Source organism: Streptomyces sp. NPDC003393, assembly GCF_053589015.1.
The window spans coordinates 14,142-39,230 of sequence record NZ_JBSFRB010000054.1; the positions used below are offsets into that span (position 1 = coordinate 14,142).

The following is a 25,089-nucleotide window of genomic DNA, read 5'->3' on the forward strand; positions in this document are numbered from 1 at the left end:
ACCCGCCGATCCACCCGCTGACGTACGACCTACGGAGCATCCCGCATGCATGACGACCGCAGCCTGGTCGAAGCCCGCCTCAAGCGCGTCCTCGACGAGCGCATCCGCCCCTCCGTGTACCCCGAGTCCGTCCCCCTCGAGGTCGCGGTGTGGCACGCGCCCGGCGAGCCCGTGCCGGTCGCCGAGGGCCTGGCCGCCGAACCGGAGCCGATCGAGGTGGGCGCACGCTGGGGCGCTCCGTGGGGCACCAGCTGGTTCCGGGTGACCGGCACCGTGCCGAAGGAGTGGGCCGGGAAGACCGTCGAGGCGCTGCTCGACCTCGGCTTCGACGAGAACATGCCCGGCTTCCAGTGCGAGGGCCTGGTCTACCGGCCCGACGGCACGCCCGTGAAGGGCCTCAACCCGCGCAACCAGTGGGTCAGGATCGGCGCGCCCGTCGCGGGCGGCGAGGAGGTCCGCCTGCACATCGAGGCCGCCTCCAACCCGGTCATCCTCGACTACCACCCCTTCCTGCCCACCCGGCTCGGCGACAAGGAGACCGCGGGCGGCGAGCCCCAGTACACGCTGACCCGCATGGACCTCGCCGTGTTCGACGAGACCGTGTGGCAGTTGGTGCTGGACCTGGAGGTGCTCGGCGAGCTGATGGCCGAGCTGCCGGTGGACTCCCAGCGCCGGTACGAGATCCTGCGCGCGGTCGACCGGGCCCTGGACGCGGTCGACCTCCAGGACGTGAACGGCACGGCGGACCGGGCACGTTCCCGTCTCACCGATGTGCTCGCCGCCCCCGCCGTGCCCTCCGCGCACCGCATCAGCGCGGTCGGGCACGCGCACATCGACTCGGCGTGGCTGTGGCCGCTGCGCGAGACGGTCCGCAAGGTCGCCCGGACCACCTCCAACATGACCGCCCTGCTGGAGGACGAGCCGGACTTCGTCTTCGCCATGTCCCAGGCGCAGCAGTGGGCGTGGATCAAGGAGCACCGGCCCGAGGTGTGGGCACGGGTGAAGAAGGCCGTCGCGGACGGGCGGTTCGTGCCGGCCGGCGGGATGTGGGTCGAGTCCGACACCAACATGCCCGGCTCGGAGGCCATGGCCCGGCAGTTCGTGCACGGCAAGCGGTTCTTCCTCGACGAGTTCGGCATCGAGAACGACGAGGCGTGGCTGCCCGACACCTTCGGGTTCGCCGCCGGACTGCCGCAGATCATCCGGGCGGCGGGCTCGACCCGGCTGCTGACGCAGAAGATCTCCTGGTCGCAGACCAACAAGTTCCCGCACCACACCTTCCAGTGGGAGGGCATCGACGGCACCCGGATCTTCACCCACTTCCCGCCCGTCGACACCTACAACTGCTCGATGAAGGGCAGCGAGATCGCCCACGCCGCCCGCAACTTCAAGGACAAGGGCGTCGCCCGGCACTCCCTCGCCCCCACCGGATGGGGCGACGGAGGCGGCGGCACCACCCGCGAGATGGTCGCCAAGGCGGCCCGGCTGCGCGACCTGGAAGGCTCGGCGCAGGTCGTGTGGGAGACCCCGCAGGCGTTCTTCGACAAGGCCGAGGCCGAGTACCCGGAGCCGCCCGTGTGGGTCGGCGAGCTCTATCTGGAGCTGCACCGCGCCACCCTGACCAGCCAGGCGAAGACCAAGCAGGGCAACCGCCGCAGCGAGCACCTGCTGCGCGAGGCGGAGCTGTGGGCGGCGACGGCGGCGGTGCGGACCGGGTTCCCCTACCCGTACCAGGACCTGGACCGGATCTGGAAGACGGTGCTGCTCCACCAGTTCCACGACATCCTGCCCGGCTCCTCCATCGCCTGGGTGCACCGCGAGGCCCGCGCCACGTACGAGCGGGTCGCCGGCGAGCTGAACGCGATCATCGAGGCCGCCCAGCGCGTGCTGGCGGGCGAGGGCGCCACACCGCTCGTCTTCAACGCGGCCCCGCACACCCGCGCGGGCGTCCCGGCCGGCGGCGCCGCCGCCCCCGCCACCCCGGGCGGGACGCGCCTCGCGCCCCGCGCGGGCGGCGGACACGTCCTGGACAACGGCCTGCTGCGGGTCGAGATCGACGACCGCGGCCTGGTCGTCTCGGCGTACGACGTGCGGGCCGAACGGGAGACGGTCGCCCCGGGGCGGGCCGCGAACCTCCTCCAGTTGCACCCGGACTTCCCCAACATGTGGGACGCCTGGGACGTGGACGAGTTCTACCGCAACACCGTCACCGATCTGACCGAAGCCGACTCGGTGACGGCCGGCGAGGACGGCGCCTCGGTGCGGATCGTACGGTCCTTCGGCGCCTCCCGGGTCACCCAGGTGCTGTCGCTGGCGGCGGGGGAGCGGCGGCTGGTGGTGGACACCGAGGTGGACTGGCACGAGACGGAGAAGTTCCTCAAGCTCGCCTTCCCGCTGGACGTGCACGCCGAACGGTACGCGTCCGAGACCCAGTTCGGGCACTTCCACCGGCCCACCCACACCAACACCTCGTGGGAGGCGGCCAAGTTCGAGGCCTGCAACCACCGGTTCGTGCATCTTCAGGAGCCGGGCTGGGGCGTGGCGATCGCCAACGACTCGACGTACGGCCACGACGTGACCCGTACCGTGCGCACCGACGGCGACCGGGGCACCACGACCACGGTCCGGGTGTCGCTGCTGCGCGCCCCGCGCTTCCCCGACCCCGAGACCGACCAGGGCGTCCACCGCTTCCGGCACGCCCTGGTGCCGGGCGCGGACATCGGCGACGCGGTCCGCGAGGGCTGGCGCCTCAACGTGCCCGAGCGGGGGCTGACCGGCGCCGGGGAGGTCGCGCCGCTGGTGACGGTGGACGAGGACGCGGTGGTCGTGACCGCGCTGAAGCTGGCCGACGACGGCAGCGGCGACGTGGTGGTCCGCTTCCACGAGGCCCACGGCGGACGGGCCCGGGCCACGCTGACGGCCGGGTTCGAGGTCGCGGACGTCTCGGTGACGGACCTCCTGGAGCGGCCCCTGGCCGACTCCACGGCACCGGAGCGGGACGGCGGCCGGATCGCGGTGCGGCTGCGGCCCTTCGAGCTGGTGACGCTGCGGCTGCGCCGCGCCTGAGCCGCCCGGACGGGCCCCTCGGGGAGGGCACCACGGCCATCGGCCGTCGTGGTGCCCTCCCCGGCCTTTGCGCGCCCGGCCCCGGCCGCGATGATGGGCCGATGCGACGAAGAAGGGTCCCCGATCAGTCCTGGGCCGCGCAGCCGGACCCCCTGCTGGCCCTGACCCGCCGGGAGCTGGAGTTCTACGCGCGCTCCTGCGACCGCGCCCGCAGGCTGCACCACGTGACGGAGCTGGGCGCGCTCGGCACCACCTCGGTGACGGTCGTCGCCGCCGGGCTGCACGCACCCGCCTGGCTGACCGCACTGATCGCGGGCGGAGCCGTCTTCTTCACCGGCATGCGGCAGCTGTACAGCCCCGGCTCACGCTGGGTGCTGGCGGCGCGGGCGCGGGAGACACTGCGCCGCGCCCTGGACCGCTACCTCCTGCTGCCGGAGTCGGGACGCGACGCGGCGGCCCGGCAAGCCCTGCAGAGTGTGCTCGAGGAGGTCGGCGCCGAGGAGCTGCGCGAGTGGTCGCAGGCGCAGGGGCAGCGGCCGGAACCGCCCGTGCCGGCCTCCGGCGGCTGAACGCGCGGCAGCCCGTGACCCGGCCGGTCCCGGTCACGGGCTCTCGGCCGCCTCCGCCAGCCGCACCGGCGGCAGGAACTCCCGCACGTAGGTCCGGTCCCAGCAGGCGCCCGTCTCGCGCAGCTCCCGCCACGACGTGTAGCGGTAGCGGAACAGGCGGGCGCGGACGTACAGCGGGGGCCGGTCGGGCGGGAAGGGCGAGCGGCGCAGCAGCCGGAGCGTGTCGCGGTCGTTCTCCAGCAGCCGTTCCACCAGGGCGCCGAACCAGGTACCGGCGTACGCCGGGGACAGCGCCACGAACCACATCAACCAGTCCAGCCGCAGGTGGTACGGCGCGAACTGGCGCGGCCAGTGCCGCGGGTCCCCCGGCTTGCCCCGGAACTCGTACTCCCGCCACTCCGCGTCCTCGGGCGGTCCGTCGTCCAGCGTGCCCTCGACCACCACCTCGTAGCGGACGCGGCTGATGCTGCCGAACGCACCGTAGGTGTTGACCAGGTGCAGCGGGTCGAAGGAGCGGTTCATGACCTGGCGGCGGGAGACCATGTTCACCACCGGGTGGTAGCTCAGGACCACCACGAGCACGGCGACGGCCAGCACCACCACCTCGTACCACAGCGGGGCCCCGGCCACGGACGCCGGAGCGTGCCCCGGCCACCGGACCGCCGACAGGGCCAGGACGACCGTGATCCAGTTCAGCCAGGCGAAGTTGCCCGAGAGCACCAGCCACAGCTGGGTGAGGATCATCACCGACGCCCCGGCGGTGGCGATCGGCTGCGGGGTGAACAGCAGGAACGGCACCAGCAGTTGCGTGACGTGGTTGGCGGCGACCTCGGCCCGGTGCAGCGGCCTCGGCAGATGGTGGAAGAACCAGCTCAGCGGGCCCGGCATCGGCTGTGTCTCATGGTGGTAGTCCAGGCAGGTCAGCTTCCGCCAGCACTCGTCGCCGCGCATCTTGATCAGCCCGGCGCCGAACTCGACCCGGAAGAGGATCCAGCGCAGCAGGAACAGCACCACGACCGGCGGGGCCACCTCGTCGTTGCCCAGGAACACCGCGAGGAACCCGGTCTCCAGCAGCAGCGACTCCCATCCGAAGCCGTACCAGGTCTGCCCCACGTTGACGATCGACAGATACAGCGCCCACGGCACCAGCCACAGCAGCATGCCGCCCCACAGCGGGAGCCATGAGTCCAGCCCCGCGATCAGGGCGGCGGACACGGCGCACCCGGCCCACGCGACCGCGGCGAACAGGGTGTCGGAGTAGCGCCAGTGGAACAGGCTCGGCGCGCGCCGGAACGGCACCCGCTCGACGAACCGGGGGATCGGCAGCATGCCGCGCTCGCCCAGCAGTGCCCGGAACTGGAGGGCGGCCGTCAGGAACGCCACGAGGTACACGGCGGCCAGGGCCCGCTGGAAGACCAGCCGGGCCATCCAGTAGTCGGGTGCGATGAACCATCCCACGGCCGTGCACGCTCCTCTCCTCCATGGTGCCGCCCTCGGCGCCCCGCGCCCGGCGCTCGGCCCCGGTCCTCAGCCCCGGATCAGGGGCCCCGGCTACCTCTCTCCCAGCTCGAAGAATCGGTCAAACCCTGGCAAGGTGGCCCCATGGCTGAACGGGGAGCGTGCACCCTGTCACCGCCGGACGACTGGCCGGTCCACCCGGACCCGATCCTGGCTCTCCACCGGATGGGAACCTTCGACTGGGACCTGGACACGGGTCTGTGCGGCCTGGACGCCATGGCCCACCGGATCTTCGACATCACCCCCGAGGAGTACGACGGCCACCCCGAGAGCCTGGCCTGCCGCGTCCCCGCCGGCGAGGGGCAGCGGCTGGACGCCCTGGTGGCCCGTGCGATGAAGGACGGCAGCGAGCGCTACGGCACCTACGTCCGCCTGCGCCTGCGCGACGGCTCCCTGCGCTGGGCCCACACCCAGGGCTGCATCCGCCGCGACGAGAACGGCCGCCCCCGCCGGATCATCGGGATCGTCCGGGACGCCACCGACGAGCTCCACGACAGCGCCGGTCGCGCGCAGCGCCAGGCCCTGGCCGCCGCCCGGCGCGAGCAGACCAACGTCGTCCAGGCCACCACCGCCGCCCTCGCCCACGCGCGCACCGTCCAGGACGTCATCGACGTCGTCAAGGACAGCCACGGCCTGGCCCTGCTCGGCTCCACCAGCCTCGTCCTGGGCCTGGTGGAGGCCGACCGGATCCGGCTCGTCGCCGAAGGACCGGAGGGCACCTCCGTGCCCGGCACCCGGGTCACCCGGATCGACGAGCCCTACCCGATGAGCGAGGCGGTGCGCACCCTCAGGCCCCGCTTCATCGAGTCGGCCGAGGAGTTCGCCGCGTGCTACCCCGTCCTGTGGCCCCACATCACCGGCCTGGGCATCACCTCGGCCGCCTATCTGCCGTTGATCGCCCAGGCCCGCCCCATCGGCGGCATGGGGCTGCTCTACAGCGGCCGCCACGGCTTCTCCCAGGACGAACGCAACGTGCTGGTCGCCCTCGGCAGCAGCATCGCGCAGAGCCTTCAGCGGGCCATGCTGTACGAGCAGGAGAAGGATCTCGCCCAGAGCCTTCAGCAGGCCATGCTGCCGCGCACCATTCCCAGCGTGCCCGGCGCGGACGTCGCCGTCCGCTACCGCTCCGGCTACGCGGGCGGCTCCCTCGGCCGGGACATCGGCGGCGACTGGTACGACCTGATCCCGCTGCCCGGAGGCCGGGTCGGCGCGGTCATCGGCGATGTGCAGGGCCACGACACGCACGCCGCGGCCGTCATGGGCCAGCTGCGCATCGTGCTGCGCGCCTACGCCGCCGAGGGCCACACCCCGGCCACCGTGATGGCCCGCGCCTCCACCTTCCTGCACGAGCTCGACACCGACCGCTTCGCGACCTGCCTGTACGCGGAGGCCGACCTGTCCACCGGCGTCGTCCAGGTGGTGCGCGCCGGGCACATCGACCCGCTGGTGCGGCGGGGCGACGGCAGCTGCGGCCGGGTCGCCGTGGACGGCGGCCTGCCGCTCGGCCTGTCCGCGGAGTTCGGCCGCCTGGAGTACCCGGTCTGCGCCATGGAGCTCGACCCCGGACACACCCTGGTGCTGTGCACCGACGGCCTCGTCGAGGTGCCCGGCGCCGATCTCGACGACGGCATGCGGGCGCTGGAGGCGTCCGTGGCCGCGGGCCCCGAGGACGTGCGGGACCTCGCCGACCGGCTGATCGAGACGGCCGAGAAGCGGGGCGGCGACGACGACGTGGCGCTGCTGGTGCTGCGCCGCCGCGCGCTGACCGAACGGCAGCCCATGGGCCGGCTCCAGCGGCACGTGGCGCCCGGCGACCCGGAGGCCCTCACCGAGGCCCGGCACATGATCCGCGCCACGGTCCGCTCCTGGGGCGCCCGGGAGCGCTCCGACGAGATCGAACTGGTGGCCGACGAGCTGATCACCAACGCCCTGCTGCACACCGAGGGCGCGGCCGTCGTCACCCTGCGGGTGCTCAGCGGCAGCGACCGGCGGCTGCGGGTGGAGGTGGAGGACTCCTCCAGCGCCCTGCCGCGCCGCCGGGAGCCGGGGGAGCAGGGCGTCTCGGGCCGCGGACTGCTGCTCGTCGACCGGCTCACCGACGTCTGGGGCGTGGAGGCGCGGGGCGGCGGCAAGTGCCTGTGGTGCGAGTTCGTGGTGCCGGAGAGCGACTGAACCCGCGGCTGCGGCGCGTGGCGTCCCGGTGCCGGGTGGCACTCTTGAGGCATGCCGGAACTGCCCGAGGTCGAAGCGCTCAAGGACTTCCTGACCGAGAACCTGGTCGGTCACGAGATCGTCCGCGTGCTGCCCGTCGCCATCAGCGTCCTGAAGACCTACGACCCTCCCGTCGGCGCCCTGGAGGGCCACGAGGTCACCGCCGTCGCCCGGCACGGCAAGTTCCTGGACCTGGTGACCGGCGGCGGCCCGCACCTGGTCACCCATCTGGCCCGCGGCGGCTGGCTCCAGTGGCGGGACCGGCTGCCCGACGGGCCCACCCGTCACCCGGCCACCGCCCCTCAACGACGCGCTGCGCGCGGCCCCTCCTTGTTGCGGCCCGGCAAGGGCCCCCTGGCCCTGCGGGTCGCGCTGGAGACCGGCGCGGGCTTCGACCTCACCGAGGCCGGCACCCAGAAGCGGCTCGCGGTGTACGTCGTCAAGGATCCGCAGGAGGTACCGGGCGTGGCGCGGCTGGGCCCCGACCCGCTGGCGGAGGACTTCGACGAGGAGCGCTTCGCCCGGCTGCTGGCGGGGGAGCGGCGGCAGATCAAGGGCGCGCTGCGCGACCAGAGCCTGATCGCGGGCGTCGGCAACGCCTACAGCGACGAGATCCTGCACGCCGCGAAGATGTCCCCGTTCAAGCTGGCGGCCTCCCTGACGCCGGAGGAGACCGGGCGGCTGTACGAGGCGCTGCGCACCACCCTGACCGAGGCGGTCGAGCGCTCCCGGGGGCTGGCGGCAGGCCGGCTGAAGGCGGAGAAGAAGAGCGGCCTGCGGGTGCACGGCCGCACCGGAGAGCCCTGCCCGGTGTGCGGGGACACCATCCGCGAGGTGTCCTTCAGCGACTCCTCGCTGCAGTACTGCCCGACCTGCCAGACGGGCGGCAGGCCGCTGGCGGACCGCCGGCTGTCGCGGCTGCTCAAGTAGCTCGCAGGGCAGGCGGCCCCGAGGTCAGGCCGGGTCGAGCGTCACCAGGTGCCGCCCGTCCGCCGTGCGCACCTCGAAGCGGGCGATCTGGCCGGGACGCAGCGCGGCGCCGCCCGTCACGGTGTCCGTCCGGTTCTCGTGGGCGGCCACCATCCAGGTGGCCACCGTCTGCTCGGAGCCGTCCCGGCCCACGGCGACCAGCAGACAGGAGTGCGGGCCCGCCGCGTCCTCGACCCGCAACCGCACCTCGCTGCCCCAGTCCGCCTGCGCCGCCCTGACCTCGGCCCACACCCCCGTCGTCGCGTCGGTCGCGGCGACCCGCACCGGTCCGTCCGCGTGCCGGGCGACGACCGCGGCCGCCGGCCCGCCGACGGCGAGCACCACGGAGGCGGCCAGGCCGTACAGCAGACGCCGGCGCCCGGCCCGGTGCCGTCGCGCCACCTCGCCGACCAGCCGCTCCAGCAGCCGGGGGCCGGGCTGGGCCACGGGATGCACGAAGCGCGGGGTGGCCCGCCGGTACAGCAGCAACTGCCGCGCCGTGGCGCCGAACTCGGTCACCTGCGCGGAACAGCGGGGGCATTCCATGAGGTGGTCCTCGAAACGGAAGGCCTCCGCCTCGTCCAGCACGCCGAGCGCGTAAGCGCCGACGTCGCGATGCCTTTCCAGGGACCTCATGCCGATTCCTCGCGGTGGGTGCGGGTGGGGTTACTCGTTGCTCCCACCCGTACGCACCGCAGTGCCGAATCACTCAAGGCGCGCACCGAATCGTAATCAAGGGATTCGGAGCGCCCGCGCCCGCGGATTGGTCCGATCGCGGCCCTGGCCGGAAAAGGGTGCTCGGACCGCGTATCCGCCCAAGGGCTGTCCCGCAATCAGGGGACAACCCTTAGAAAAGATGGATGGCGAGGTGTCCCAGCGGCAGTCCGAGCCGCCAGGCGGGCGTCCACACCTTCGGCCCCTCGTCCTCGCTCACCGCGCCCGCCCCGCCCGGCACCGCGTCCAGGTCGGGCGCCAGCAGTTCGGTCTCCTGCAGCCACCGCCAGGCCGCCTCGGCCAGCGCCAGGTCCGGCGGGCGCACGCCGCGGGCGTGCGCGTCGGCCGCGAGGTCGGCCATCCGCTCGCGCACCCAGTCCTCCCACGGCTGGTCGTACGCGGTCAGGGACGACCACGTCTCCAGCTGCGAGACCACCCGGATGCCGCAGAGCTCGCCGTCGGTGTCGGACAGGAAGACGGTCAGCGCCAGCGCGTCCCGCCCGGCGCGGAACTCCACGGACGCCGGCGGCATCAGATCGCCGGTGCGCAGCAGTTCGTCGGCGATGTACTCGGCGTACAACCAGGCCATGGGGACGACCAGTGCGCCGCCGCCGTCGCCGTCCGTGCTCTCTTGACCTCTGTGCTGCATCCCTTCCTGCCTTCCTCCGGTGCGTGCGCGTCGCCCGACCCCGGCTCCTGGGACAGGCCCATCCGGAACACGGATGAGGACAGCCGATTACTCAACAGCGGTCCACGGCAAGGCGCTTTACGGAGGTTTGACCCGGCGGTCGGTTTCACCGCAGGTCGGCCGCGTATCCCGGGAGCACCCTGCGCAGGGCGCGCAGCGCGTAGTACGCACGGGACTTCACGGTACCGGGCGGAATGCCCAGGGTTTCGGCGGCTTCCGCCACACTCGCCCCCTGGAAGTACACGAGCACCAGGACTTCACGGTGCTGCGGAGTGAGTGTCTTCACAGCCTCGCGCACGTCGAGCGTCGCGGCGGCCCGCTCGGCGTGGTCGGCGATCACCCGCGTGTTCTCCAGGACCGCGTCGCCGACCTCCGGGGGCCTGGCCTGCCGGGCCCGGCGCGCGTCGATGGCGAGCCGGCGCGCGACCGTCAGCAGCCAGGGCCGTACGGAGGTGAAGGCGTCGGCGCGCAGCGCCTCGGGATGCTGCCAGGCACGCACCAGCGTCTCCTGGAGCAGGTCCTCGGCGCGCTGCCGGTCGCCGTCGCACAGCCGCAGCAGCAGGGCGAACAGCGGCCGGCCGTGCTCGCGCTGGAGCGCGGCGAGCTCGTGCTCGGCGGTCGTGGTCACGCGGGGGAGGGCGGTTCCGGCCGTCATGGCCGTATCGCAGCGCAGCGGCCCCCGCCGGGACAGGGCGCGCGCAGGGCTGTGCGACGGACGGTCGATCGCGTCGACGAACGGTTCGACGAACGGTCCGTCATGACCCGCGCGCCCCCGGACGGGCTAACGACGGGGGCCCGAACCGTTTGCGACGGCCCCGGATTTCATACCCATTCATCTGTCTTGTCCGTCTGTTGTCTTGTCCGTCTTGTCCGTCCATAGGACTGGGGCGGCGCACGAACGCAGTGAGGTGAACCGATGATCGCACGCAGACACCTGGTGGGCCTGATCCTGACGGCCGTCCTCGCCGTGGCCGCCGCCTGCCAGGCCGACCGCAGGGACCAGGGGCACACCGGCTCCTCGCAGGGTCAGTCCACGGACCTCTGGCGCCCGGCCAGCGCCGAGCGCTTGTACGAGTACCCGAAGTAGATCACGCAGCCGATCAGGAACCACACGGCGAACCGCACCCACGTCTGCCACTGGAGAAACGTGATCAGCCAGATCGAGAAGACCACGCCCAGCGCCGGCACGAACGGCATCCACGGCGTGCGGAAGCTGCGCGGCAGTTCCGGCTGCCGGTAGCGCAGCACGATCACCGCCGTGCACACCACCACGAACGCCAGCAGGATGCCGATGTTGGTCAGTTCGGCCGCCTCGCCGATCGGCAGGAACCCGGCGATGACCGCCGAGGCCGCCCCGACGATCCACGTCACCCGGGTCGGCACGTGCCGCGTGGGGTGCGTCTTCGCGAACCACCGGGGCAGCAGCCCGTCGCGGGACATCGAGAACCACACCCGGGTCACGCCCAGCATGAACGTGAACATCACGGTGAGGATGCCGATGATCGCGCCCACCGCGATCACATCGGCGAGGCGGCTCAGCCCCACCGACTTGAACGCGGTCGAGAAGCCGCTCTCCTTGTCGATGTCCCGGTAGTTCTGCATGCCGGTCAGCACCAGGCAGGCCAGCACGTACAGCACCATCGCGATGGCCAGCGAGTAGATGATCGCCTTCGGCATGTGCCGCTGCGCGTCCCTGGACTCCTCGGCCGCCGTCGACAGAGCGTCGTAGCCGAAGACCGCGAAGAACACGGTCGCGGCGCCGGTGAACGCCCCGCCGATCCCGTAGGGGAAGAACGGGTGGTAGTTGGCGGTGTCCACATGGAAGACGCCCACGACGATCACCACCAGCACCACGAGCACCTTCAACGCCACGACGGCCGTCTCGAAGCGGGCCGCGTTGCGGATGCCGAGGGTCAGCAGCCAGGCGATGAGCAGACACAGGACGGCGGCGAACAGGTCCACCTTGTGCCCGGACCCGGTGCCGGGCGCGCCCAGCATCCACGCGGGCAGCTTCGCGCCCATGTCCTCGATCAGAAAGCTGAAGTACCCCGAGATGCCGATGGCGACCACCGCCACGATCGCCGTGTACTCCAGCAGCAGGTCCCAGCCGATGAACCAGCCGGCGAACTCGCCGAGCACCGCGTAGCCGTAGGTGTAGGCGGAGCCCGCCTTCGGGATCATCCCCGCGAACTCGGCGTACGACAGCGCGGCGGCGGCGCTGGCCACACCGGCGACGAGGAAGGACACCAGCACCGCGGGGCCGGCCGTGCCGTTGGCCACGGTTCCGGCGAGCGTGAAGATGCCCGCCCCGATGATGCCGCCCACGCCGATCGCGGTCAGCTGCCACAGTCCGAGGGACCGTTCGAGTTTCGGTCCCTCGCCGGCTTCCGTCTCCTCGATGTGTTCGATGGGTTTACGCCGGAGAATGCCTTCACCCACCCGGAGCCTGGCCATGGGCCTCACCTCTTCGCAGACGGCAATCGGCTGACGGCGGATCATGATGACTCAGCTGGAGCGCGTGCGGAAGACACCACGCATGCCCGGACGACGTCGGCCACGCCGCCGCGACCGGCGCGCGCGGACGCTACGGCACCACCGTGACCGGCCAGCGTCCCGCCTTGACCAGCCGGACCGCCACCGAGCCGATGATCCGATGGCCGGCCTTCTCGGACGCGCCGACGACCACCGCGTCGGCCTTCAGCTCGTCAGCGGCCTTCACCAGGCCGTTGTACGGATCGCCGCGGAAGGTGTGGAACTCCCAGCGGACCTCGAATATCCCCTTCAGCCGCTCGGAGGCCTCCCGGATCTGCGCCACCAGGTCCTCGGCGATCTCGTCGGTCGTCTCGGCCACCGGAGCCCCCAGCGCCGCCCCGGTCGACATCACCGGCTGCACGTACACGAGGGCCAGCAGGGCGCGCTGGCGCCGGGCGAGACCGGCGGCGTACGCGGCCGCCCGCATCGAGGAGTCCGAGCCGTCCACCCCGGCCACGATCACCTTCGGTCCGTCCGTGCCCCGCTCGAACCCCTGCGCGTGCCGCTCGCGCTCCTCGTGCTGTTCCGTCACACCTGCGAGGCTATCGGAAGCAGCCGTTCCGGCCGAGGTCCGGGACGCCCCCGATGTGATCGGCGATCACGCCTCTCCAGGGCCGACCGGCCGGCGCCCGCGCGGACTCGGCCACGCGGGTGCAATCATGTCGTCATACCGGGTCGGCGGCAGTCGTGTGGTCACTGATCAGTCATGCGGAAGGATCAGTTGCTCGCGCGCATGGCCGACGAGGGTCATGTCGTCGGCCGGGCTACGGCGCCGTGCGGGGCGTTCAGCGGACCTGGAGCAGGCGGGCGAAGACGACGACGTTTCCCGCGTATCCGTTCTGCTGGGTGTAACCGCCGCCGCAGGTGATGACCCGCAGTTCCGGTGTGCCCTTCGAGCCGTACACGCGATCCCCCGGGAAGTCGGCCTTCTGGAACACTTCCACCCCGTACACCTCGAAGACCGCCGTCCTCCCGTCCCTCCGGTGGATGTCGATGTGGTTGCCCTTCCTCAGGGAGCCGAGCCCGTAGAACACCGCCGGGCCGTCACTGTTGTCCACATGGCCGTCGATCACCGCGGTCCCCTTTTCCCCGGGCGTGACGGCGCCGCTGAACCAGCCGGCCAGGTTCGGGTCGTCCGGCGGCGGCGCGGCCACCCAGCCGTCCGCGTCCACGCCGACCGGCGTGACGGGCGCGTCGACCCGGATCAGCGGGATCCGCACCCGGTCGGGCACCGAGTACGGCAGCGGCCGAGGCGCCCCGGACCCGGGCGCGGGTGAGGCGCCGGAGCCGTGACCGCCGTCCGGCGCGACGGCGGTCGCGGGCTGCGGCGGACCGGCTTCGAACTCCCCCGAACCACTGCGGATCATGGCGATTCCGGTGAGCAGAGCGAGCACCATCGCACCCCAGGGGACGCGCTTGGCCTCCGGGCCCCGCTCCTCCTCGGTATCGGTCAGCTTGCTCACTGACATCGCCCCTCTCGAACGTGGCCGCCGCCCCGCCCTCACCGGAACGCTAGATCCCGCGCGCGCGGCGGGCGACGGGACGGAAGCGAACGGGTGGCGTCCCGACATCACGGTGCGCCGTCCGGGTCGTTCCGGGCGCGCGCCCGGCCACAGCCCATGACCTGCGACGACGTCCGCCGGGGCGATGTGCCCCCGGACCGCCGCTCACCAGGACGGACCACACTCGAAATGCGCTCATGGGCAAGACATCTGACGGTGTGTCGGGGAGGTGCTGTCTCGCCGATCGACCGGGTACGTGTCCCGGGGCGCCTTCCGCGGAGGATCCCATGCGCATGACTCGTATCCCCCTGGCGGTCCTGGTCGCCGTCGTCGCCACCGTCGGCACGGCCGCCCCCACGGCCGTGGAGCGGGGCGGCGGCACCCGTCACGCCGACGCGGCGGCCGGGCCGGGGCACGACGCCGTCACGGCCCACCCCTGCCGCGGTGGCGGGCGGACGGCGTGGCGGGCGTTCGACGCGATGCCGACGGGTACGGCCGACAGGGCCGCCGGCACGGCGGGTTCCGTCGCTGCCCCTGGTCCGCACGCGCCTGCCGTCACGCCCGGCGTCGCGGTCCGCTGCGACGGCCGCGCTCCGGCCCACCCGGCGGTGCGCACCGCCGCCGGCCGCGCCCGCGACGGCGCCGACGGCACCACGACCACCGGCGGCGCCACCAAGGCCGACATCGCCATCGGCGGCGGGCTGATGGGGGCCGGCGCTCTCGTGGGCGGCCTCTTCTGGATGCGCGGACGCTTCGGCAAGCGCGTCTGACGGCGGCACCGCCGCCCTCGCCGCGGATCCGGCACCCGCCCGTGCGGAGGCCGGATCCGCGCCGTGCCGGGTGTCCTGTGCCGGGTCAGGCCACGCCCTCCTCTCCGGTGCGGCGGCGCGAGAGGTAGTAGGCCGCGCCGACGGAGCCCGCGACGAGCGCGGTGCCCATGCCGATCTCCTTGAGGTCGAAGCCGGCGATGGCGCCTCCCTCGCCCGCGCGGACGCCGTGGCGGAAGTGCTCCGGCTTCCCGCCGCCACCGCGGTCTTCGTCGCCGTATCCACCACCGCCGCGGTCTTCGTCGCCGTATCCGCCGCCACCGCCGCGGTCTTCGTCGCCGTATCCGCCGCCACCGCCGCCACCGCCGCGGTCTTCGTCGCCGTATCCGCCGCCGTCGTCGGAGTCGCCGTAACCACCACCGCGGGAGCGGCTGCCCCCGCCGTCCGAGCCGTAGCCTCCGCCGTCATCCGAGCGGCTGTCGCCGTAGGAGCGGTCCTCGCTGCCGTAGGAGTTGCCGTCGCCGCCACTGGCCAGGGCGGCGGGGGCGGAGAAGGTGAGGGCGCCGACACCCAGCAGTACGGCCGAGACGACGCGTATTACGCGCATGATGGATCCTCCGGGTCCCCGAGGAGCAGCCGCGGACCTCTTCCGCATGTGCCGGAAATGCACCTCGGTGATCGAAACGCTAGGAACATGTGCACTCCGGCGCGATCGCACTCGGGCGAACGGGGCAACCGTGTGGGCCGCACAGGGGACGGCGCTGCGGCGGGCGGGGGACGGGACGGCCGTGTCGGGCCGCCGTCAGGCGACCCGACCGGGATGAAGGAATGTCAGGCTCCGTGGGACGCGTCCCACGGTGAGGACCCGTCAGCCGCCGATGTGCGGGAACAGGTCGAGGAAGGGCGCCGTCGACGCCGCGACCCCTCTGCTGTAGGGCGCGTCGAAGTCCCAGATCAAGAAGAGCATGAAGGCGATCAGGGCGGAGAACAGCCCGGCCAGGATCAGCTCACGGGTCGTGCGCCGGATCTGGAGCGCGAACACCATGCCGACGGTGACCACGGCCCCGGCGACCAGCCCGAACCAGACCACGCCCGGCATCGTCGCGCCGGTCGAGTCGGCGCGTGCGGTGCGTGCCTGGTCGGCCGCCGTCACCTGGTCGACGAGCGGCTGGTAGGCCTGCGCCTCGAAGTCCGAGGCCGGACGGTAGTCGGTGACGTCCGCGCGGATCCTGTCGAGCAGCTGGTCCCCCCGCGGGGTGACCCGGCCATGGTCCGCCATCGTCCTCCACTCGGTGGTGACGACGTGTCCGACATAGGCGTCGACGTCACCGCGGATGCGGTCGCGGACGTCCGGCGGGTAGACCCGGACGCGCTCGGAGATCTCGTGCAGGGCCTGGGCCTCCGCCTGGACGTGGTCCTGGGCGGCGCCGCGCGCCTCCCAGACCCCGGCGATGGCCAGGCCCAGCACGATGGCGTACACCACGCCGATCCACATCGTCATGTACTCGATGACGTCCGGGGTCTCGCTGGGATCGTCGTCCTCGGCCGCCGTGCGGTGCCGTACGAACGTGATGACGACGACCACGGCACAGGCGGCCAGCATGGCCAGGACGAGAACAAGCCATTCCGACAACAGGTTCCTCCAGGGATCAGCGCGGACGGAGCGCGGCGACGGCGGCCAGCGCGGGCACCGCGACGAGCAGGACGTAGGTGAGGGGTGACGGCCCGTGCCGGGGCGTGGCCCGGTGCGGCCGCGGGTGGTAGCGCGGGTAGGTCACCGGCTTCGCCGAGGGACGGGGGCGGGGCTCGGGCCTCGGGGCGGGGGCCGGCGGTGGCGGCGGGGGTGGCGGCGCCGGGCGCGCCGGCGGCGCGGGGGCGGGCCGTACGGGCGGTGGCGTCGGTTCCGGCGGCGGGGTGGGTCTCGGTCTCGCGGGCGTCGGCCGGGGGGTGGGCTTCGGCGGCGGGGGCGGGTCAGGGGGCGGAGGCGGCGGGGTGGGTGTGGGGGTCGGGCTGGGCGAGGGCGGCGGTGCGGGCTCCCCGCAGGGTGGGAGCGGCGGCCAGAAGTCGCCGCCGGCCACCGACACCGCGACCGTGCCGTCCGGGCCCGTGGAGGCGTAGGCGCACGCGTCGGCCGCGGCCGGTGCGGCCGGCACGCCCACGCACGTCCACGCCAGGGCCACCGGCGCCAACACCCGCAAGGTCAGGCCCGCTCGGGCCGGTTTCGGTCGATGCACGACGGAGATCATGAGCCGCGCCGGGCCGGGGCACGCCGCGGACCTGGAGGATTGCCCCGAAGAGGGGAAACGACGTGAGCGCGGGTTTGGGCGGCCCGGCGCCACGCCGCGACGGTCACGCACACCCGTACGTCCCGCCGCAGGCAGGCTCGCGTTCGCGGCCCACGGGTCACCCGTCCCGGGAAGAAATTCGTGTCCCGGTTGAACACAACCGCCACCCGCATGCGTAACCAGTGTCGTGCGGCGGCGCAGCAGGGCGCTGCAACACCCTTGGAATCATGTGGAGTTGACGATGAACACCTCCTGGCGGAGCGCATCGCTCGTGGCGACGGCAGCGGCCGTACTGGCGCTGACGACGGCGTGCGGTCAGGACGGCGGCCCCGCGGCGGGCAGCCAGAACGTGGGGGCGACCGCCCCGGCCGGCGGATTCGGCGGCTCCGGTTCGGGCACCGGCACGGGCTCCCAGGTCGGCTCGGGCAACGGCTACGGCGCGGACGGGCAGCAGGGCGCCGCCGGGGCGGCCGCGGCCGCCGGCCGACTGGCCGTCTCCGACAACGCCGAACTGGGCAAGGTACTGACGGACAGCGCCGGCATGACCCTCTACCGCTTCGACCAGGACACGGCCCAGCCCCCCAAGTCCAACTGCGACGCCGACTGCCTCAAGGCCTGGCCGCCGGTCCCCGCCGACGACGCGACCGCCGGCGCCGGCATCGACAAGGCCCTGCTGGGCGAGGTCACCCGCGCCGACGGCACCAAGCAGCTGACCGTCGCCGGCTGGCCGGCCTACCGCTACGTCAAGGACACCGAGGCCGGCGAGACCAACGGCCAGGGCGTGGGCGGCAAGTGGTACGCCATGGCACCCAACGGCAAGAAGGCCTCCCTGTCCGACCTGCCCGGCCTGTCCGTGAAGAAGACCGAACTCGGGAACGTCGTCGTCGACAGGAACGGCATGACGGTCTACCGCTTCCTCAAGGACAAGGCGTGGCCGAAGTCGGTGTCCGCGTGCACCGGCGCCTGCCTGGAGAAGTGGCCCGCCGTCGCCCCGGTGGCCGCCGACGACACCAAGGGTGTCAAGAAGAAGGGCCTGATGGGCTTCACCCGGCCGGACGGGGTCAAGCAGATGACCGTGAACTGCTGGCCGATCTACACCTTCTCCGGGGACAAGGTGCCCGGGGACGTCAACGGTCAGGGAGTCGGCGGCACCTGGTACGCCGTGTCCCCCGACGGAAAGCCGGTCGGCGCGCCCAAGTAGAGATCACCTCCCCAGGTCGATCACCCCCCGACGGTGCCGTACACGGAAGGGAGGGATGACACGAACACAGCGAAGTGCCGGACGCGCAGACACATCCCGGCGCGCCACCGACCGGACCGCCCCCTCCGCACCGCACGGAGGGGGCGGTTCGTCGTGTTCCGGCCCGGATCCACCCCGTCGGCGAGAACCGTTCGCGATGCCCGCACATCGGCGCAACCCACCGTGATCCGGGCACGGTACAGGGGGTGTGAGCGCAGGTGGTGACCGGGAACGGATGGTCAATTTCCGTTTCCGCTCGCCCCGTTGGCGGGCGATCAGTAGCCTCAGCTCGAACACCGGATCGCCTACGTTGTGGAGAGAAGATGGAGCGTCCCGCCTGGGCCCCCCGGAGCATCGACATCTCGGTACCGAGCGTCGCTCGCATCTACGACCACTACCTGGGCGGTTCGCACAATTTCGAGGTCGACCGGGAAGCCGCTCGCAAGGCCATGGAGTTCATGCCGGGGCTGCCCAAGATCATGCAGGCGAACCGGGCGTTCATGCGACGTGCCGTCCGCAACGCGCTGGACCAGGGCATCACCCAGTTCCTGGACATCGGCTCGGGCATCCCCACCTTCGGCAACGTCCACGAGGTCGCCCAGGCCGCCCACCCCGGCAGCCATGTCGTGTACGTCGACCACGACCCGGTGGCGGTCACCCACAGCGAGGCCGTCCTGGCGGACAACGACGACGCCGACGTGGTCGCGGCCGACCTGCGCAAGCCCCAGGAAATCCTCGCGAGCCCCCGATTGCGACGGCTGATCGACCTGAATCGGCCAGTGGCGCTGCTTCTCGTTGCCATACTGCACTTCGTGGAAGACACGGACGACCCCTACGGTGCGGTCGCCGAGCTGCGCGACGCGCTCGCACCCGGCAGCCTGCTCGTGCTCACGCACGCCTCGTACGAGGGAATCCCCCTGCCGCCGGAGCGGAGCGAGGGCGCGGTCGACGTGTACGAGGACATCCGCAATCCGCTGATCATGCGCTCGCGCGAGGAGATCGCGCGGTTCTTCGAGGGGTACGACATGGTGGAACCCGGACTGGTGCCGATGCCCCTCTGGCGGCCCGAGACGGCGCCGGAGGACGAGGATCCTTATGCCTTCTCCGGATTCGCCGGCGTGGGGCGTGCCGGCGGGTCTACAGGCGGGCGTACGGCGTGAGCGCGGAACCGGACGGGCCGGAGGGCAGACTGCGCCGGTTGACGACGATCTGGAGCCGGGCGGTCTTCCCGGTGACCTCCACGTCGCTGACCCGCCCGGAGTTCGAGGAGCAACTCCTGCCGCTGGCCGACAGGTTGAGCCGGGCACTGCGGGCCAGGGCCTTCGACGCCGGTGAGGGCGAGGCGGTCGGCGCCGCGCTGGTCGACGCCCACTGCACCGCCCCGGAGGCACTCAGCCACACCCTGGACTGCGTGGACGCCTATCTGGTGCTCTACTGCGGCGAGGGCGGAGACCGGGAGGACCTGCGGGCCCGCTGCGCGCGGCTCCAGCACGCCATGGCGGCCGGGTTCGCGCGGGCCCTGCGCGAACGCACGCTCGCCGAGCAGGAGGCGATCGCCCAAGCCGCGCTGCGCGCCCAGGGCGTGGTCGCGCAGGCGCTGCACACCAGCGAGGCCCGCTTCCGGGCGGTGTTCGAAGGCGCGGCGATAGGCATCGGCATCGCCGACCTCGAGGGCAACGTCCTCCAGGTCAACGGCGCGCTGCTGCGCATGTTCGGCGGATCCGAGCAGAGCCTGCGGCTGCGCAACGTCCGGGACTGGACGCACGCCGAGGACGCCCCGCAGGTCTGGCGGCTGTACGAGGAGCTGGTGCGCGGCGAGCGCGAGCACTACCACGTGGAGAAGGCCTTCTACCGGCCCGACGGCACCGTCCTGTGGACCAACCTCACCGTCTCCCTGCTCCGCGACCCCGACGGCAACCCCCAGTACCAGCTGGCCCTCATGGAGGACACCACCGAGCGGCGGCTGCTCAACCTGCGGCTGCGCTACGAGGCCACGCACGACGCGCTGACCGGACTGCCCAACCGCACCCTGTTCTTCGAGCGCCTGGAGAAGGTGCTGAACGCCGGCGACGGTCACCGCTTCGGCCTGTGCTACCTCGACCTGGACGGCTTCAAGACCATCAACGACAGCCTCGGGCACGCGGCCGGCGACCGGCTGCTGGTGGAGGTCGCCGACCGGTTGCAGGCGTGCGCCACCGCGCCCGGCGAGATGGTCGCCCGGCTCGGCGGCGACGAGTTCGTGGCGCTGACCACCGGACCCGACACCGAGCGCGAGGTCGACGAACTCGCCGCCCGCATCATGAACGCGCTCGTGGCGCCCATCCGCATCGACGGCCGCGAGCTGACGGTGCGCGGCAGCATCGGCGTCGTCGAGGGCCCCGTGGGGGAGCGCAGCGCGGCGGAGGTGCTGCGCAGCGCCGACATCACCATGTACCGGGCCAAGTCGGCGGGCGGCAACCGCTTCGAGCTGGCCGACCCCGAGGCCGACGCCCGCGCCATCACCCGGCACGGGCTGACCACGGCGCTGCCGACCGCCCTGGACCGGGGCGAGTTCTTCATCGAGTACCAGCCGCTGGTGCGCCTCGGCGACGGCAGCGTGCGCGGCGCCGAGGCGCTGGTGCGCTGGCTGCACCCGCAGCACGGTGTGCTCGGACCGGACCGGTTCATCCCGCTCGCCGAGCACACCGGGCTGATCGTGCCGCTGGGCCGCTGGGTGATGGAGCAGTCGGTGCGGCAGGCCCGCGAGTGGCGCGAGCGCTACGGCGAGGGGACCGAGGGCGCGTTGCGCATCAACGTCAACCTCTCGCCCTGCCAGCTCACGCACCCCGGTCTCGTCCAGGACACCGTCGACATCCTGGAACGCGCCGGCGTGGCCCCCGACGCGCTGTGCCTGGAGGTGACCGAGTCGGCGCTCATCGGCGCGGACGACGACCTGCTCAAACCGCTGCGCCGGCTGGCCGAGATGGGTGTCGACATCGCCCTGGACGACTTCGGCACCGGCTACTCCAACCTGGCCAACCTGCGCCGGCTGCCGGTGAGTGTGCTGAAGCTGGACCGCTCCTTCACCCAAAGCATGCAGCAGTTCCCGGCCGACCCTGTCGACCTCAAGATCGTCGAGGGCATCGTGGCGCTGGCCCACAGCCTGGACCTCGCCGTCACGGTGGAGGGCGTGGAGACCGGCGCCCAGGCCGAACAGCTGCGCATCCTGGGCTGCGACACCGCCCAGGGCTGGTACTACGCCCGCCCGGGCCCACCGGACCGCCTGCACGAACTGGCCCTGGCGGACGCGACGGGCTGACCCTCGGACACGACCGGCCGGCCGTCACGGGCGCGCGAACGGCGCTCCCTCGGGCCGTGGCCGTCCGAGTGCGCCCTCGGCCTGCCCGTGTGCGCCGCCGGCCTGCCCGTGTACCTCGGTCTGTCCCCGTGCGCCCAGGGGCAGGCCGCGGGCGTCGTCGGAGACCGCGACGGCCGCCCGGACGAGCGCGGCCGTGGCCCGCGAACGGGACTGCTGCGGCCAGGCGATCGCCACGACCGCGGGCGGCGCGTCGTCGACGGGGCGGTAGACGACCCCGGGGCGCGGATAGCGGTCGGCCACGGAGGCGGGCAGCAGGCTGATCGCCTCGCCGAGGCCGACCAGCGTGAGCAGTTGGGCGAGGTCGCGGCCCCGGCGCCGCCCGCCGTCGGCGAACCGGTGCAGCTCCCCGGGACGCAGCCCCAGGTCCTCGAGGGCGAGGCGGTCGCGGGCGGCAAGCGGATCGTTCGCGGCCACCGCCGCGACGCGCGGCTCGACGGCCAGCGTCTCGCTGTCCAGGCCGGTGCGGTCGAACGGCTCGTGGACCAGGGCGACGTCGGCCTCGCCGCGGCGCAGCAGCCGGGGCGACTCCTGCCACGCACACAGCCGGACCGTGACCGGGACCGCGGCCGGGTCGGCCGCATAGCGCTCGAGGACCGGCTCCAGCAGACCGGCGTCACCGTCGGCCTTCACCGCCAGGACCAGGGCGCCGTCCGGGGCTGCCGCACGCCGTGCCCGGTGTCCGGCCGCCTCCAGCGCGTCCAGCGCGATCCGCGCCTCCGCCAGCAGCACCTCGCCCGCCCGGGTCAGCGCGACGCTGTGGGTGGTCCGCTCGAACACCGTGACGCCGAGCTCCGTCTCCAACCGGCGGATCGCCCGGGACAGGGGCGGCGGTGAGATGCCCAGCCGTTCGGCGGCGCGGGCGAAGTTGAGCTCCTCGGCGACGGCGACGAAGTAGCGCAGCGGGCGGGACTCCACATGATCCCCCTGAGATCGGCATTACCTCCAGGGTAACGACCGGGAGCGGATCGATCCTTCAGTCACGGCCGCCCGGACCGCAGGATCGATACGTCGACGCGTCGATCCATCGATCCACCGACGCGTTGCGTTCCCTTTGTGACCTCCCGACTCTGGAGACCTCCGTGATCGTAGTGACCACCCCGACCGGCCAGATCGGCCGCGGGCTCCTCGACCGACTGCTCGACGCCCCGGACACCGCCGGGCGGGTCCGGGTGATCGCCCGCGACCCGGAACGTCTGGCGCCGCGGGCGCGGAGCCGCGTCGAGGTGTTCCAGGGCTCGCACGCCGACCCCGAGCTGCTCGCCGCCGCATGCGAGGGTGCCGACCAGGTGTTCTGGCTCGTCCCCCCGACCCCCGGCGCGGCCGGCGTGGAGGAACACTTCCACACCTTCACCCAGGCGCTGTGCAAGGCGATCGACGCCCAGGGCGTGCGACGGGTCGTCGCCGTCTCCACGCTGGGGCGCGGCGTCGCGAGGAACGCCGGCCAGATCTCGGCGTCGCTGGCCATGGACGACCGGATCGCTGCCACCGGAGTGCACTACCGTGCGCTGTGCCCGCCGTTCCTGATGGAGAACCTGCTGGGCCAGGTCGGCTCCATCCGTGACCAGGGAGTCTTCCGGCTGGCCGCGCCCGAGGACCGCGTGGTGCGCACCTGCGCCACCCGCGACATCGCCGCCACGGCGGCCCGGCTGCTGCTCGACGCCTCCTGGACCGGGCGCGGCGACGTCCCGCTGGCCGGACCCGACGCGCTGACCCCCGAGGGCATGGCGCGGGTCCTCTCCGACGTCCTCCGGCGGCCGGTGCGCATGCAGCGCGTCAGCGTCGCGGAGTACCGGGCGGCCGTGCTGCGGTCCGGGGCGAGCGAGGCCTGGGCGCAGGGCCTGGCCGACATGGCGCGGGCCCTCGAGGAGCAGGGCTTCTACGGCGTCTCCCAGCCGAGCACTCCCGACACCGCGCCCACCGGCTTCAGCCGGTGGTGCGCGGAGGTGCTGGAGCCGGCCCTCCTCGACTGATCGTCCGGAGGCGGCACCGGGTCACCGCTCCAGCAGCATCCGCTGAAGCTCCCGGGCGGCGCGTGGCGGGGCCACGTCGCTGCGGTGCGCCAGGGCGATCGTGCGGTACAGGCCGGGACGGGTCAGCGGGGTGACGCGGAGTCCCTGCCCGGAGCGGGTGGCGATCATGTGCGGCACCACGGCGACGCCGAGACCGGCCCGTACGAAGCCCAGCACGGCGTCCATCTCCCCGCCCTCGACCGCGAACTCCGGCTCGAAGCCCTCCGCCCGGCACGCGGCCACGGTCAGCTCCCGCAGGTCGTAGCCGTGGCGGAACATCACCAGGCGCTCGCCCTCCAGGTCCGCGATGCGCACCGGCCCCCGTTCCGAACCGCCCGGCACGGGCGCCTCCGGTGAGGACACCACCACCAGGTCCTCGCGCAGCAGCTCCACTGTGGTCAGCGCGGGGGACGGCGTGGGCAGCGGCAGGACCACCAGGGCGAGGTCGAGGGCGCCGCGGGCCAGTTCCCGTACCAGGTCGTGCGAGCCGCCTTCCTCGACCAGCAGCCGGATGCCCGGGTAGCGGTCGTGGAAGGCGCGCAGCACATCCGGCAGCAGGCCCGTGCACAGACTCGGGGTCGCCCCGAGCCGTACCCGGCCGCGGCGCAGCTGCACCAGCTCCAGTACCTCGTGCCGGGCGGTGTCCGCGTCGGCGAGGATGCGCCGGGCCAGTGGCAGCAGGGCCTCGCCCGCGTCGGTGAGGGTGATGTTGCCGCGCGCCCGCAGGAACAGGTCCGCGCCCAGCTCCCGCTCCAGCGCCTTGATCTGCTGGGAGAGCGAGGGCTGCGCGACGTGCACCAGGTCGGCCGCCCGGGTGAAGTGCCGGGTCTCGGCGACGGCCACGAAGTACTGGAGCTGCTGGAACTGCACCAGGCCATCATAGCCAGCTCCTATCGAAACAAGCCGCACCATGTCTTGGACCGATGAGGCTCTTCGGCCCTAGCGTCATGCCCATGGCTCTGGCAACGCGGACGGACCGACGGCCGTCCATGGCGCGCACCGTGTGGGACTCGACCGTCGGCAAGAAGACGGTGATGGCGGTCAGCGGCGTAATCATGCTGCTGTATCTGGTCGTCCATCTGTACGGCAACCTGAAGGTGTTCTTCGGGCTCCAGGAGATCGACGACTACGCCGTCTGGCTCCGCAACCTCGGCCAGCCGTTCATGCACCACATGTGGACGATCTGGCTGACGCGTGCCGTGCTGGTGGTCGCCGTCGTGGCCCACGCCGTTTCCGCTTACCAGCTCAGCCGGCGCGACATCGGGGCCCGGCCCAGCAAGTACGTGCACAAGAAGCCGCGGGCGACCTACGCCACACGCACCATGCGCTGGGGCGGGGTCATCCTCGGGCTGTTCATCGTCTGGCACATCCTCGACCTGACCACCGGCACCGTGCACCCCGGCGGCTTCGAGGACGCCCACCCGTACGAGAACATCGTCGACACCTTCTCGACCTGGTACGGCAACGTGATCTACATCGTCGCGATGCTGGCTCTCGGCCTGCACATCCGGCACGGCTTCTGGAGCGCGGCCCAGACCCTCGGCGTCGGCAGCCGCGCTCGCGACCGCGCCCTGAAGGCCACCGCCAACGTTCTCGCACTGCTGCTCACGGCCGGCTTCATCTCCATTCCCGTGGGCGTCATGACCGGATTGGTGAGCTGA

23 protein-coding genes are annotated in these 25,089 nt (G+C 72.7%); 11 read left to right on the forward strand and 12 right to left on the reverse strand.

Annotated features, from left to right (window positions below; translation table 11 throughout):
• The first annotated feature begins 45 nt into the window (after positions 1 to 45).
• On the forward strand, positions 46 to 3,066 hold the full coding sequence (locus ACWDUZ_RS34435) for an alpha-mannosidase (RefSeq protein WP_451635752.1): 3,021 nt from the start codon (positions 46 to 48) through the stop codon (positions 3,064 to 3,066).
• A 101-nt stretch (positions 3,067 to 3,167) separates the two neighbouring features.
• Complete coding sequence (locus ACWDUZ_RS34440; RefSeq protein WP_451635753.1) at positions 3,168 to 3,635, forward strand: DUF4231 domain-containing protein; 468 nt, start codon at positions 3,168 to 3,170, stop codon at positions 3,633 to 3,635.
• 33 nt (positions 3,636 to 3,668) lie between these two features.
• Here the strand turns inward: ACWDUZ_RS34440 and ACWDUZ_RS34445 are convergent, their stop codons facing one another.
• Positions 3,669 to 5,093 carry a lipase maturation factor family protein gene (locus ACWDUZ_RS34445; RefSeq protein ID WP_451635754.1) on the reverse strand — a complete coding sequence of 475 codons (1,425 nt, stop codon included), beginning with the start codon at positions 5,091 to 5,093 and terminating at the stop codon, positions 3,669 to 3,671.
• 144 nt (positions 5,094 to 5,237) lie between these two features.
• On the opposite strand from ACWDUZ_RS34445, the gene ACWDUZ_RS34450 reads away from it, so the two are divergent.
• A complete protein-coding gene (locus ACWDUZ_RS34450; RefSeq protein WP_451635755.1) occupies positions 5,238 to 7,325 on the forward strand; it encodes a SpoIIE family protein phosphatase in 2,088 nt (695 codons plus the stop codon).
• Between the two features lie 51 nt (positions 7,326 to 7,376).
• Positions 7,377 to 8,294: an Fpg/Nei family DNA glycosylase gene (locus tag ACWDUZ_RS34455; RefSeq protein WP_451635756.1), complete on the forward strand. Its 918-nt coding sequence runs from the start codon at positions 7,377 to 7,379 to the stop codon at positions 8,292 to 8,294.
• Positions 8,295 to 8,318: 24 nt separating this feature from the next.
• Here the strand turns inward: ACWDUZ_RS34455 and ACWDUZ_RS34460 are convergent, their stop codons facing one another.
• The 3 genes from ACWDUZ_RS34460 to ACWDUZ_RS34470 all read right to left on the reverse strand — a co-directional run bounded on the left by ACWDUZ_RS34460 (position 8,319) and on the right by ACWDUZ_RS34470 (position 10,390).
• Positions 8,319 to 8,969 carry a zf-HC2 domain-containing protein gene (locus tag ACWDUZ_RS34460; protein WP_451635757.1) on the reverse strand — a complete coding sequence of 217 codons (651 nt, stop codon included), beginning with the start codon at positions 8,967 to 8,969 and terminating at the stop codon, positions 8,319 to 8,321.
• Between the two features lie 211 nt (positions 8,970 to 9,180).
• Complete coding sequence (locus ACWDUZ_RS34465) at positions 9,181 to 9,696, reverse strand: hypothetical protein (protein ID WP_451635758.1); 516 nt, start codon at positions 9,694 to 9,696, stop codon at positions 9,181 to 9,183.
• Between the two features lie 145 nt (positions 9,697 to 9,841).
• Positions 9,842 to 10,390, reverse strand: coding sequence for a sigma-70 family RNA polymerase sigma factor (locus ACWDUZ_RS34470; protein ID WP_451635759.1), 549 nt, complete (start codon positions 10,388 to 10,390; stop codon positions 9,842 to 9,844).
• A gap of 261 nt (positions 10,391 to 10,651) precedes the next feature.
• Here ACWDUZ_RS34470 and ACWDUZ_RS34475 point away from each other — a divergent pair, with 261 nt between their 5' ends.
• Positions 10,652 to 10,822: a hypothetical protein gene (locus tag ACWDUZ_RS34475; RefSeq protein WP_451635760.1), complete on the forward strand. Its 171-nt coding sequence runs from the start codon at positions 10,652 to 10,654 to the stop codon at positions 10,820 to 10,822.
• Here the strand turns inward: ACWDUZ_RS34475 and ACWDUZ_RS34480 are convergent.
• The 3 genes from ACWDUZ_RS34480 to ACWDUZ_RS34490 all read right to left on the reverse strand — a co-directional run bounded on the left by ACWDUZ_RS34480 (position 10,762) and on the right by ACWDUZ_RS34490 (position 13,736).
• Complete coding sequence (locus ACWDUZ_RS34480) at positions 10,762 to 12,189, reverse strand: amino acid permease (RefSeq protein ID WP_451635761.1); 1,428 nt, start codon at positions 12,187 to 12,189, stop codon at positions 10,762 to 10,764. The two genes, ACWDUZ_RS34475 and ACWDUZ_RS34480, sit on opposite strands and share 61 nt — an antisense overlap.
• A 130-nt stretch (positions 12,190 to 12,319) precedes the next feature.
• The gene (locus tag ACWDUZ_RS34485) at positions 12,320 to 12,799 is read right to left on the reverse strand and encodes a universal stress protein (RefSeq protein ID WP_451635762.1); all 480 of its coding nucleotides are present in this window, start codon (positions 12,797 to 12,799) and stop codon (positions 12,320 to 12,322) included.
• A gap of 253 nt (positions 12,800 to 13,052) precedes the next feature.
• Complete coding sequence (locus ACWDUZ_RS34490; protein ID WP_451635763.1) at positions 13,053 to 13,736, reverse strand: class F sortase; 684 nt, start codon at positions 13,734 to 13,736, stop codon at positions 13,053 to 13,055.
• A 326-nt stretch (positions 13,737 to 14,062) separates the two neighbouring features.
• Here ACWDUZ_RS34490 and ACWDUZ_RS34495 point away from each other — a divergent pair, with 326 nt between their 5' ends.
• Entirely contained in the window at positions 14,063 to 14,539 is a 477-nt protein-coding gene (locus tag ACWDUZ_RS34495) for a hypothetical protein (protein ID WP_451635764.1), read from the forward strand.
• A gap of 85 nt (positions 14,540 to 14,624) precedes the next feature.
• Here ACWDUZ_RS34495 and ACWDUZ_RS34500 read toward each other — a convergent pair whose 3' ends face one another.
• The 3 genes from ACWDUZ_RS34500 to ACWDUZ_RS34510 all read right to left on the reverse strand — a co-directional run bounded on the left by ACWDUZ_RS34500 (position 14,625) and on the right by ACWDUZ_RS34510 (position 16,314).
• Entirely contained in the window at positions 14,625 to 15,143 is a 519-nt protein-coding gene (locus tag ACWDUZ_RS34500; RefSeq protein ID WP_451635765.1) for a hypothetical protein, read from the reverse strand.
• A gap of 261 nt (positions 15,144 to 15,404) precedes the next feature.
• Complete coding sequence (locus ACWDUZ_RS34505; RefSeq protein ID WP_451635766.1) at positions 15,405 to 16,169, reverse strand: bestrophin-like domain; 765 nt, start codon at positions 16,167 to 16,169, stop codon at positions 15,405 to 15,407.
• Between the two features lie 16 nt (positions 16,170 to 16,185).
• The gene (locus tag ACWDUZ_RS34510) at positions 16,186 to 16,314 is read right to left on the reverse strand and encodes a hypothetical protein (protein WP_451635767.1); all 129 of its coding nucleotides are present in this window, start codon (positions 16,312 to 16,314) and stop codon (positions 16,186 to 16,188) included.
• Between the two features lie 748 nt (positions 16,315 to 17,062).
• Here ACWDUZ_RS34510 and ACWDUZ_RS34515 point away from each other — a divergent pair.
• From ACWDUZ_RS34515 to ACWDUZ_RS34525, 3 genes are all read left to right on the forward strand, one after another.
• The gene (locus ACWDUZ_RS34515) at positions 17,063 to 18,022 is read left to right on the forward strand and encodes an SCO0930 family lipoprotein (RefSeq protein ID WP_451635768.1); all 960 of its coding nucleotides are present in this window, start codon (positions 17,063 to 17,065) and stop codon (positions 18,020 to 18,022) included.
• A gap of 362 nt (positions 18,023 to 18,384) precedes the next feature.
• Positions 18,385 to 19,221: an SAM-dependent methyltransferase gene (locus ACWDUZ_RS34520; RefSeq protein WP_451635769.1), complete on the forward strand. Its 837-nt coding sequence runs from the start codon at positions 18,385 to 18,387 to the stop codon at positions 19,219 to 19,221.
• Entirely contained in the window at positions 19,218 to 21,359 is a 2,142-nt protein-coding gene (locus tag ACWDUZ_RS34525; RefSeq protein ID WP_451635770.1) for a putative bifunctional diguanylate cyclase/phosphodiesterase, read from the forward strand. The genes ACWDUZ_RS34520 and ACWDUZ_RS34525 overlap by 4 nt, the downstream gene beginning before the upstream one ends.
• 24 nt (positions 21,360 to 21,383) lie before the next feature.
• On the opposite strand, the gene ACWDUZ_RS34530 is transcribed toward ACWDUZ_RS34525, so the two are convergent.
• Complete coding sequence (locus tag ACWDUZ_RS34530; RefSeq protein WP_451635771.1) at positions 21,384 to 22,334, reverse strand: LysR family transcriptional regulator; 951 nt, start codon at positions 22,332 to 22,334, stop codon at positions 21,384 to 21,386.
• Between the two features lie 164 nt (positions 22,335 to 22,498).
• On the opposite strand from ACWDUZ_RS34530, the gene ACWDUZ_RS34535 reads away from it, so the two are divergent.
• Complete coding sequence (locus tag ACWDUZ_RS34535; protein WP_451635772.1) at positions 22,499 to 23,389, forward strand: NAD(P)H-binding protein; 891 nt, start codon at positions 22,499 to 22,501, stop codon at positions 23,387 to 23,389.
• A gap of 21 nt (positions 23,390 to 23,410) precedes the next feature.
• Here the strand turns inward: ACWDUZ_RS34535 and ACWDUZ_RS34540 are convergent, their stop codons facing one another.
• Positions 23,411 to 24,298 (reverse strand): LysR family transcriptional regulator, encoded by an 888-nt coding sequence (locus ACWDUZ_RS34540; RefSeq protein WP_451635773.1) that lies wholly within the window; start codon positions 24,296 to 24,298, stop codon positions 23,411 to 23,413.
• A gap of 119 nt (positions 24,299 to 24,417) precedes the next feature.
• On the opposite strand from ACWDUZ_RS34540, the gene ACWDUZ_RS34545 reads away from it, so the two are divergent.
• Positions 24,418 to 25,089, forward strand: coding sequence for a succinate dehydrogenase (locus tag ACWDUZ_RS34545; RefSeq protein ID WP_451635784.1), 672 nt, complete (start codon positions 24,418 to 24,420; stop codon positions 25,087 to 25,089).

What these genes read in the sequence shown, in the direction of transcription:
- ACWDUZ_RS34435 (WP_451635752.1), top strand. Translation starts at nt 46, where the DNA reads ATGCATGACGACCGCAGCCTGGTCGAAGCCCGCCTCAAGCGCGTCCTC.
- ACWDUZ_RS34440 (WP_451635753.1), top strand. Translation starts at nt 3,168, where the DNA reads ATGCGACGAAGAAGGGTCCCCGATCAGTCCTGGGCCGCGCAGCCGGAC.
- ACWDUZ_RS34450 (WP_451635755.1), top strand. Translation starts at nt 5,238, where the DNA reads ATGGCTGAACGGGGAGCGTGCACCCTGTCACCGCCGGACGACTGGCCG.
- ACWDUZ_RS34455 (WP_451635756.1), top strand. Translation starts at nt 7,377, where the DNA reads ATGCCGGAACTGCCCGAGGTCGAAGCGCTCAAGGACTTCCTGACCGAG.
- ACWDUZ_RS34460 (WP_451635757.1), bottom strand. Translation starts at nt 8,969, where the DNA reads ATGAGGTCCCTGGAAAGGCATCGCGACGTCGGCGCTTACGCGCTCGGC.
- ACWDUZ_RS34465 (WP_451635758.1), bottom strand. Translation starts at nt 9,696, where the DNA reads ATGCAGCACAGAGGTCAAGAGAGCACGGACGGCGACGGCGGCGGCGCA.
- ACWDUZ_RS34470 (WP_451635759.1), bottom strand. Translation starts at nt 10,390, where the DNA reads ATGACGGCCGGAACCGCCCTCCCCCGCGTGACCACGACCGCCGAGCAC.
- ACWDUZ_RS34475 (WP_451635760.1), top strand. Translation starts at nt 10,652, where the DNA reads ATGATCGCACGCAGACACCTGGTGGGCCTGATCCTGACGGCCGTCCTC.
- ACWDUZ_RS34480 (WP_451635761.1), bottom strand. Translation starts at nt 12,189, where the DNA reads ATGGCCAGGCTCCGGGTGGGTGAAGGCATTCTCCGGCGTAAACCCATC.
- ACWDUZ_RS34490 (WP_451635763.1), bottom strand. Translation starts at nt 13,736, where the DNA reads ATGTCAGTGAGCAAGCTGACCGATACCGAGGAGGAGCGGGGCCCGGAG.
- ACWDUZ_RS34495 (WP_451635764.1), top strand. Translation starts at nt 14,063, where the DNA reads ATGACTCGTATCCCCCTGGCGGTCCTGGTCGCCGTCGTCGCCACCGTC.
- ACWDUZ_RS34500 (WP_451635765.1), bottom strand. Translation starts at nt 15,143, where the DNA reads ATGCGCGTAATACGCGTCGTCTCGGCCGTACTGCTGGGTGTCGGCGCC.
- ACWDUZ_RS34515 (WP_451635768.1), top strand. Translation starts at nt 17,063, where the DNA reads ATGAACACCTCCTGGCGGAGCGCATCGCTCGTGGCGACGGCAGCGGCC.
- ACWDUZ_RS34520 (WP_451635769.1), top strand. Translation starts at nt 18,385, where the DNA reads ATGGAGCGTCCCGCCTGGGCCCCCCGGAGCATCGACATCTCGGTACCG.
- ACWDUZ_RS34545 (WP_451635784.1), top strand. Translation starts at nt 24,418, where the DNA reads ATGGCGCGCACCGTGTGGGACTCGACCGTCGGCAAGAAGACGGTGATG.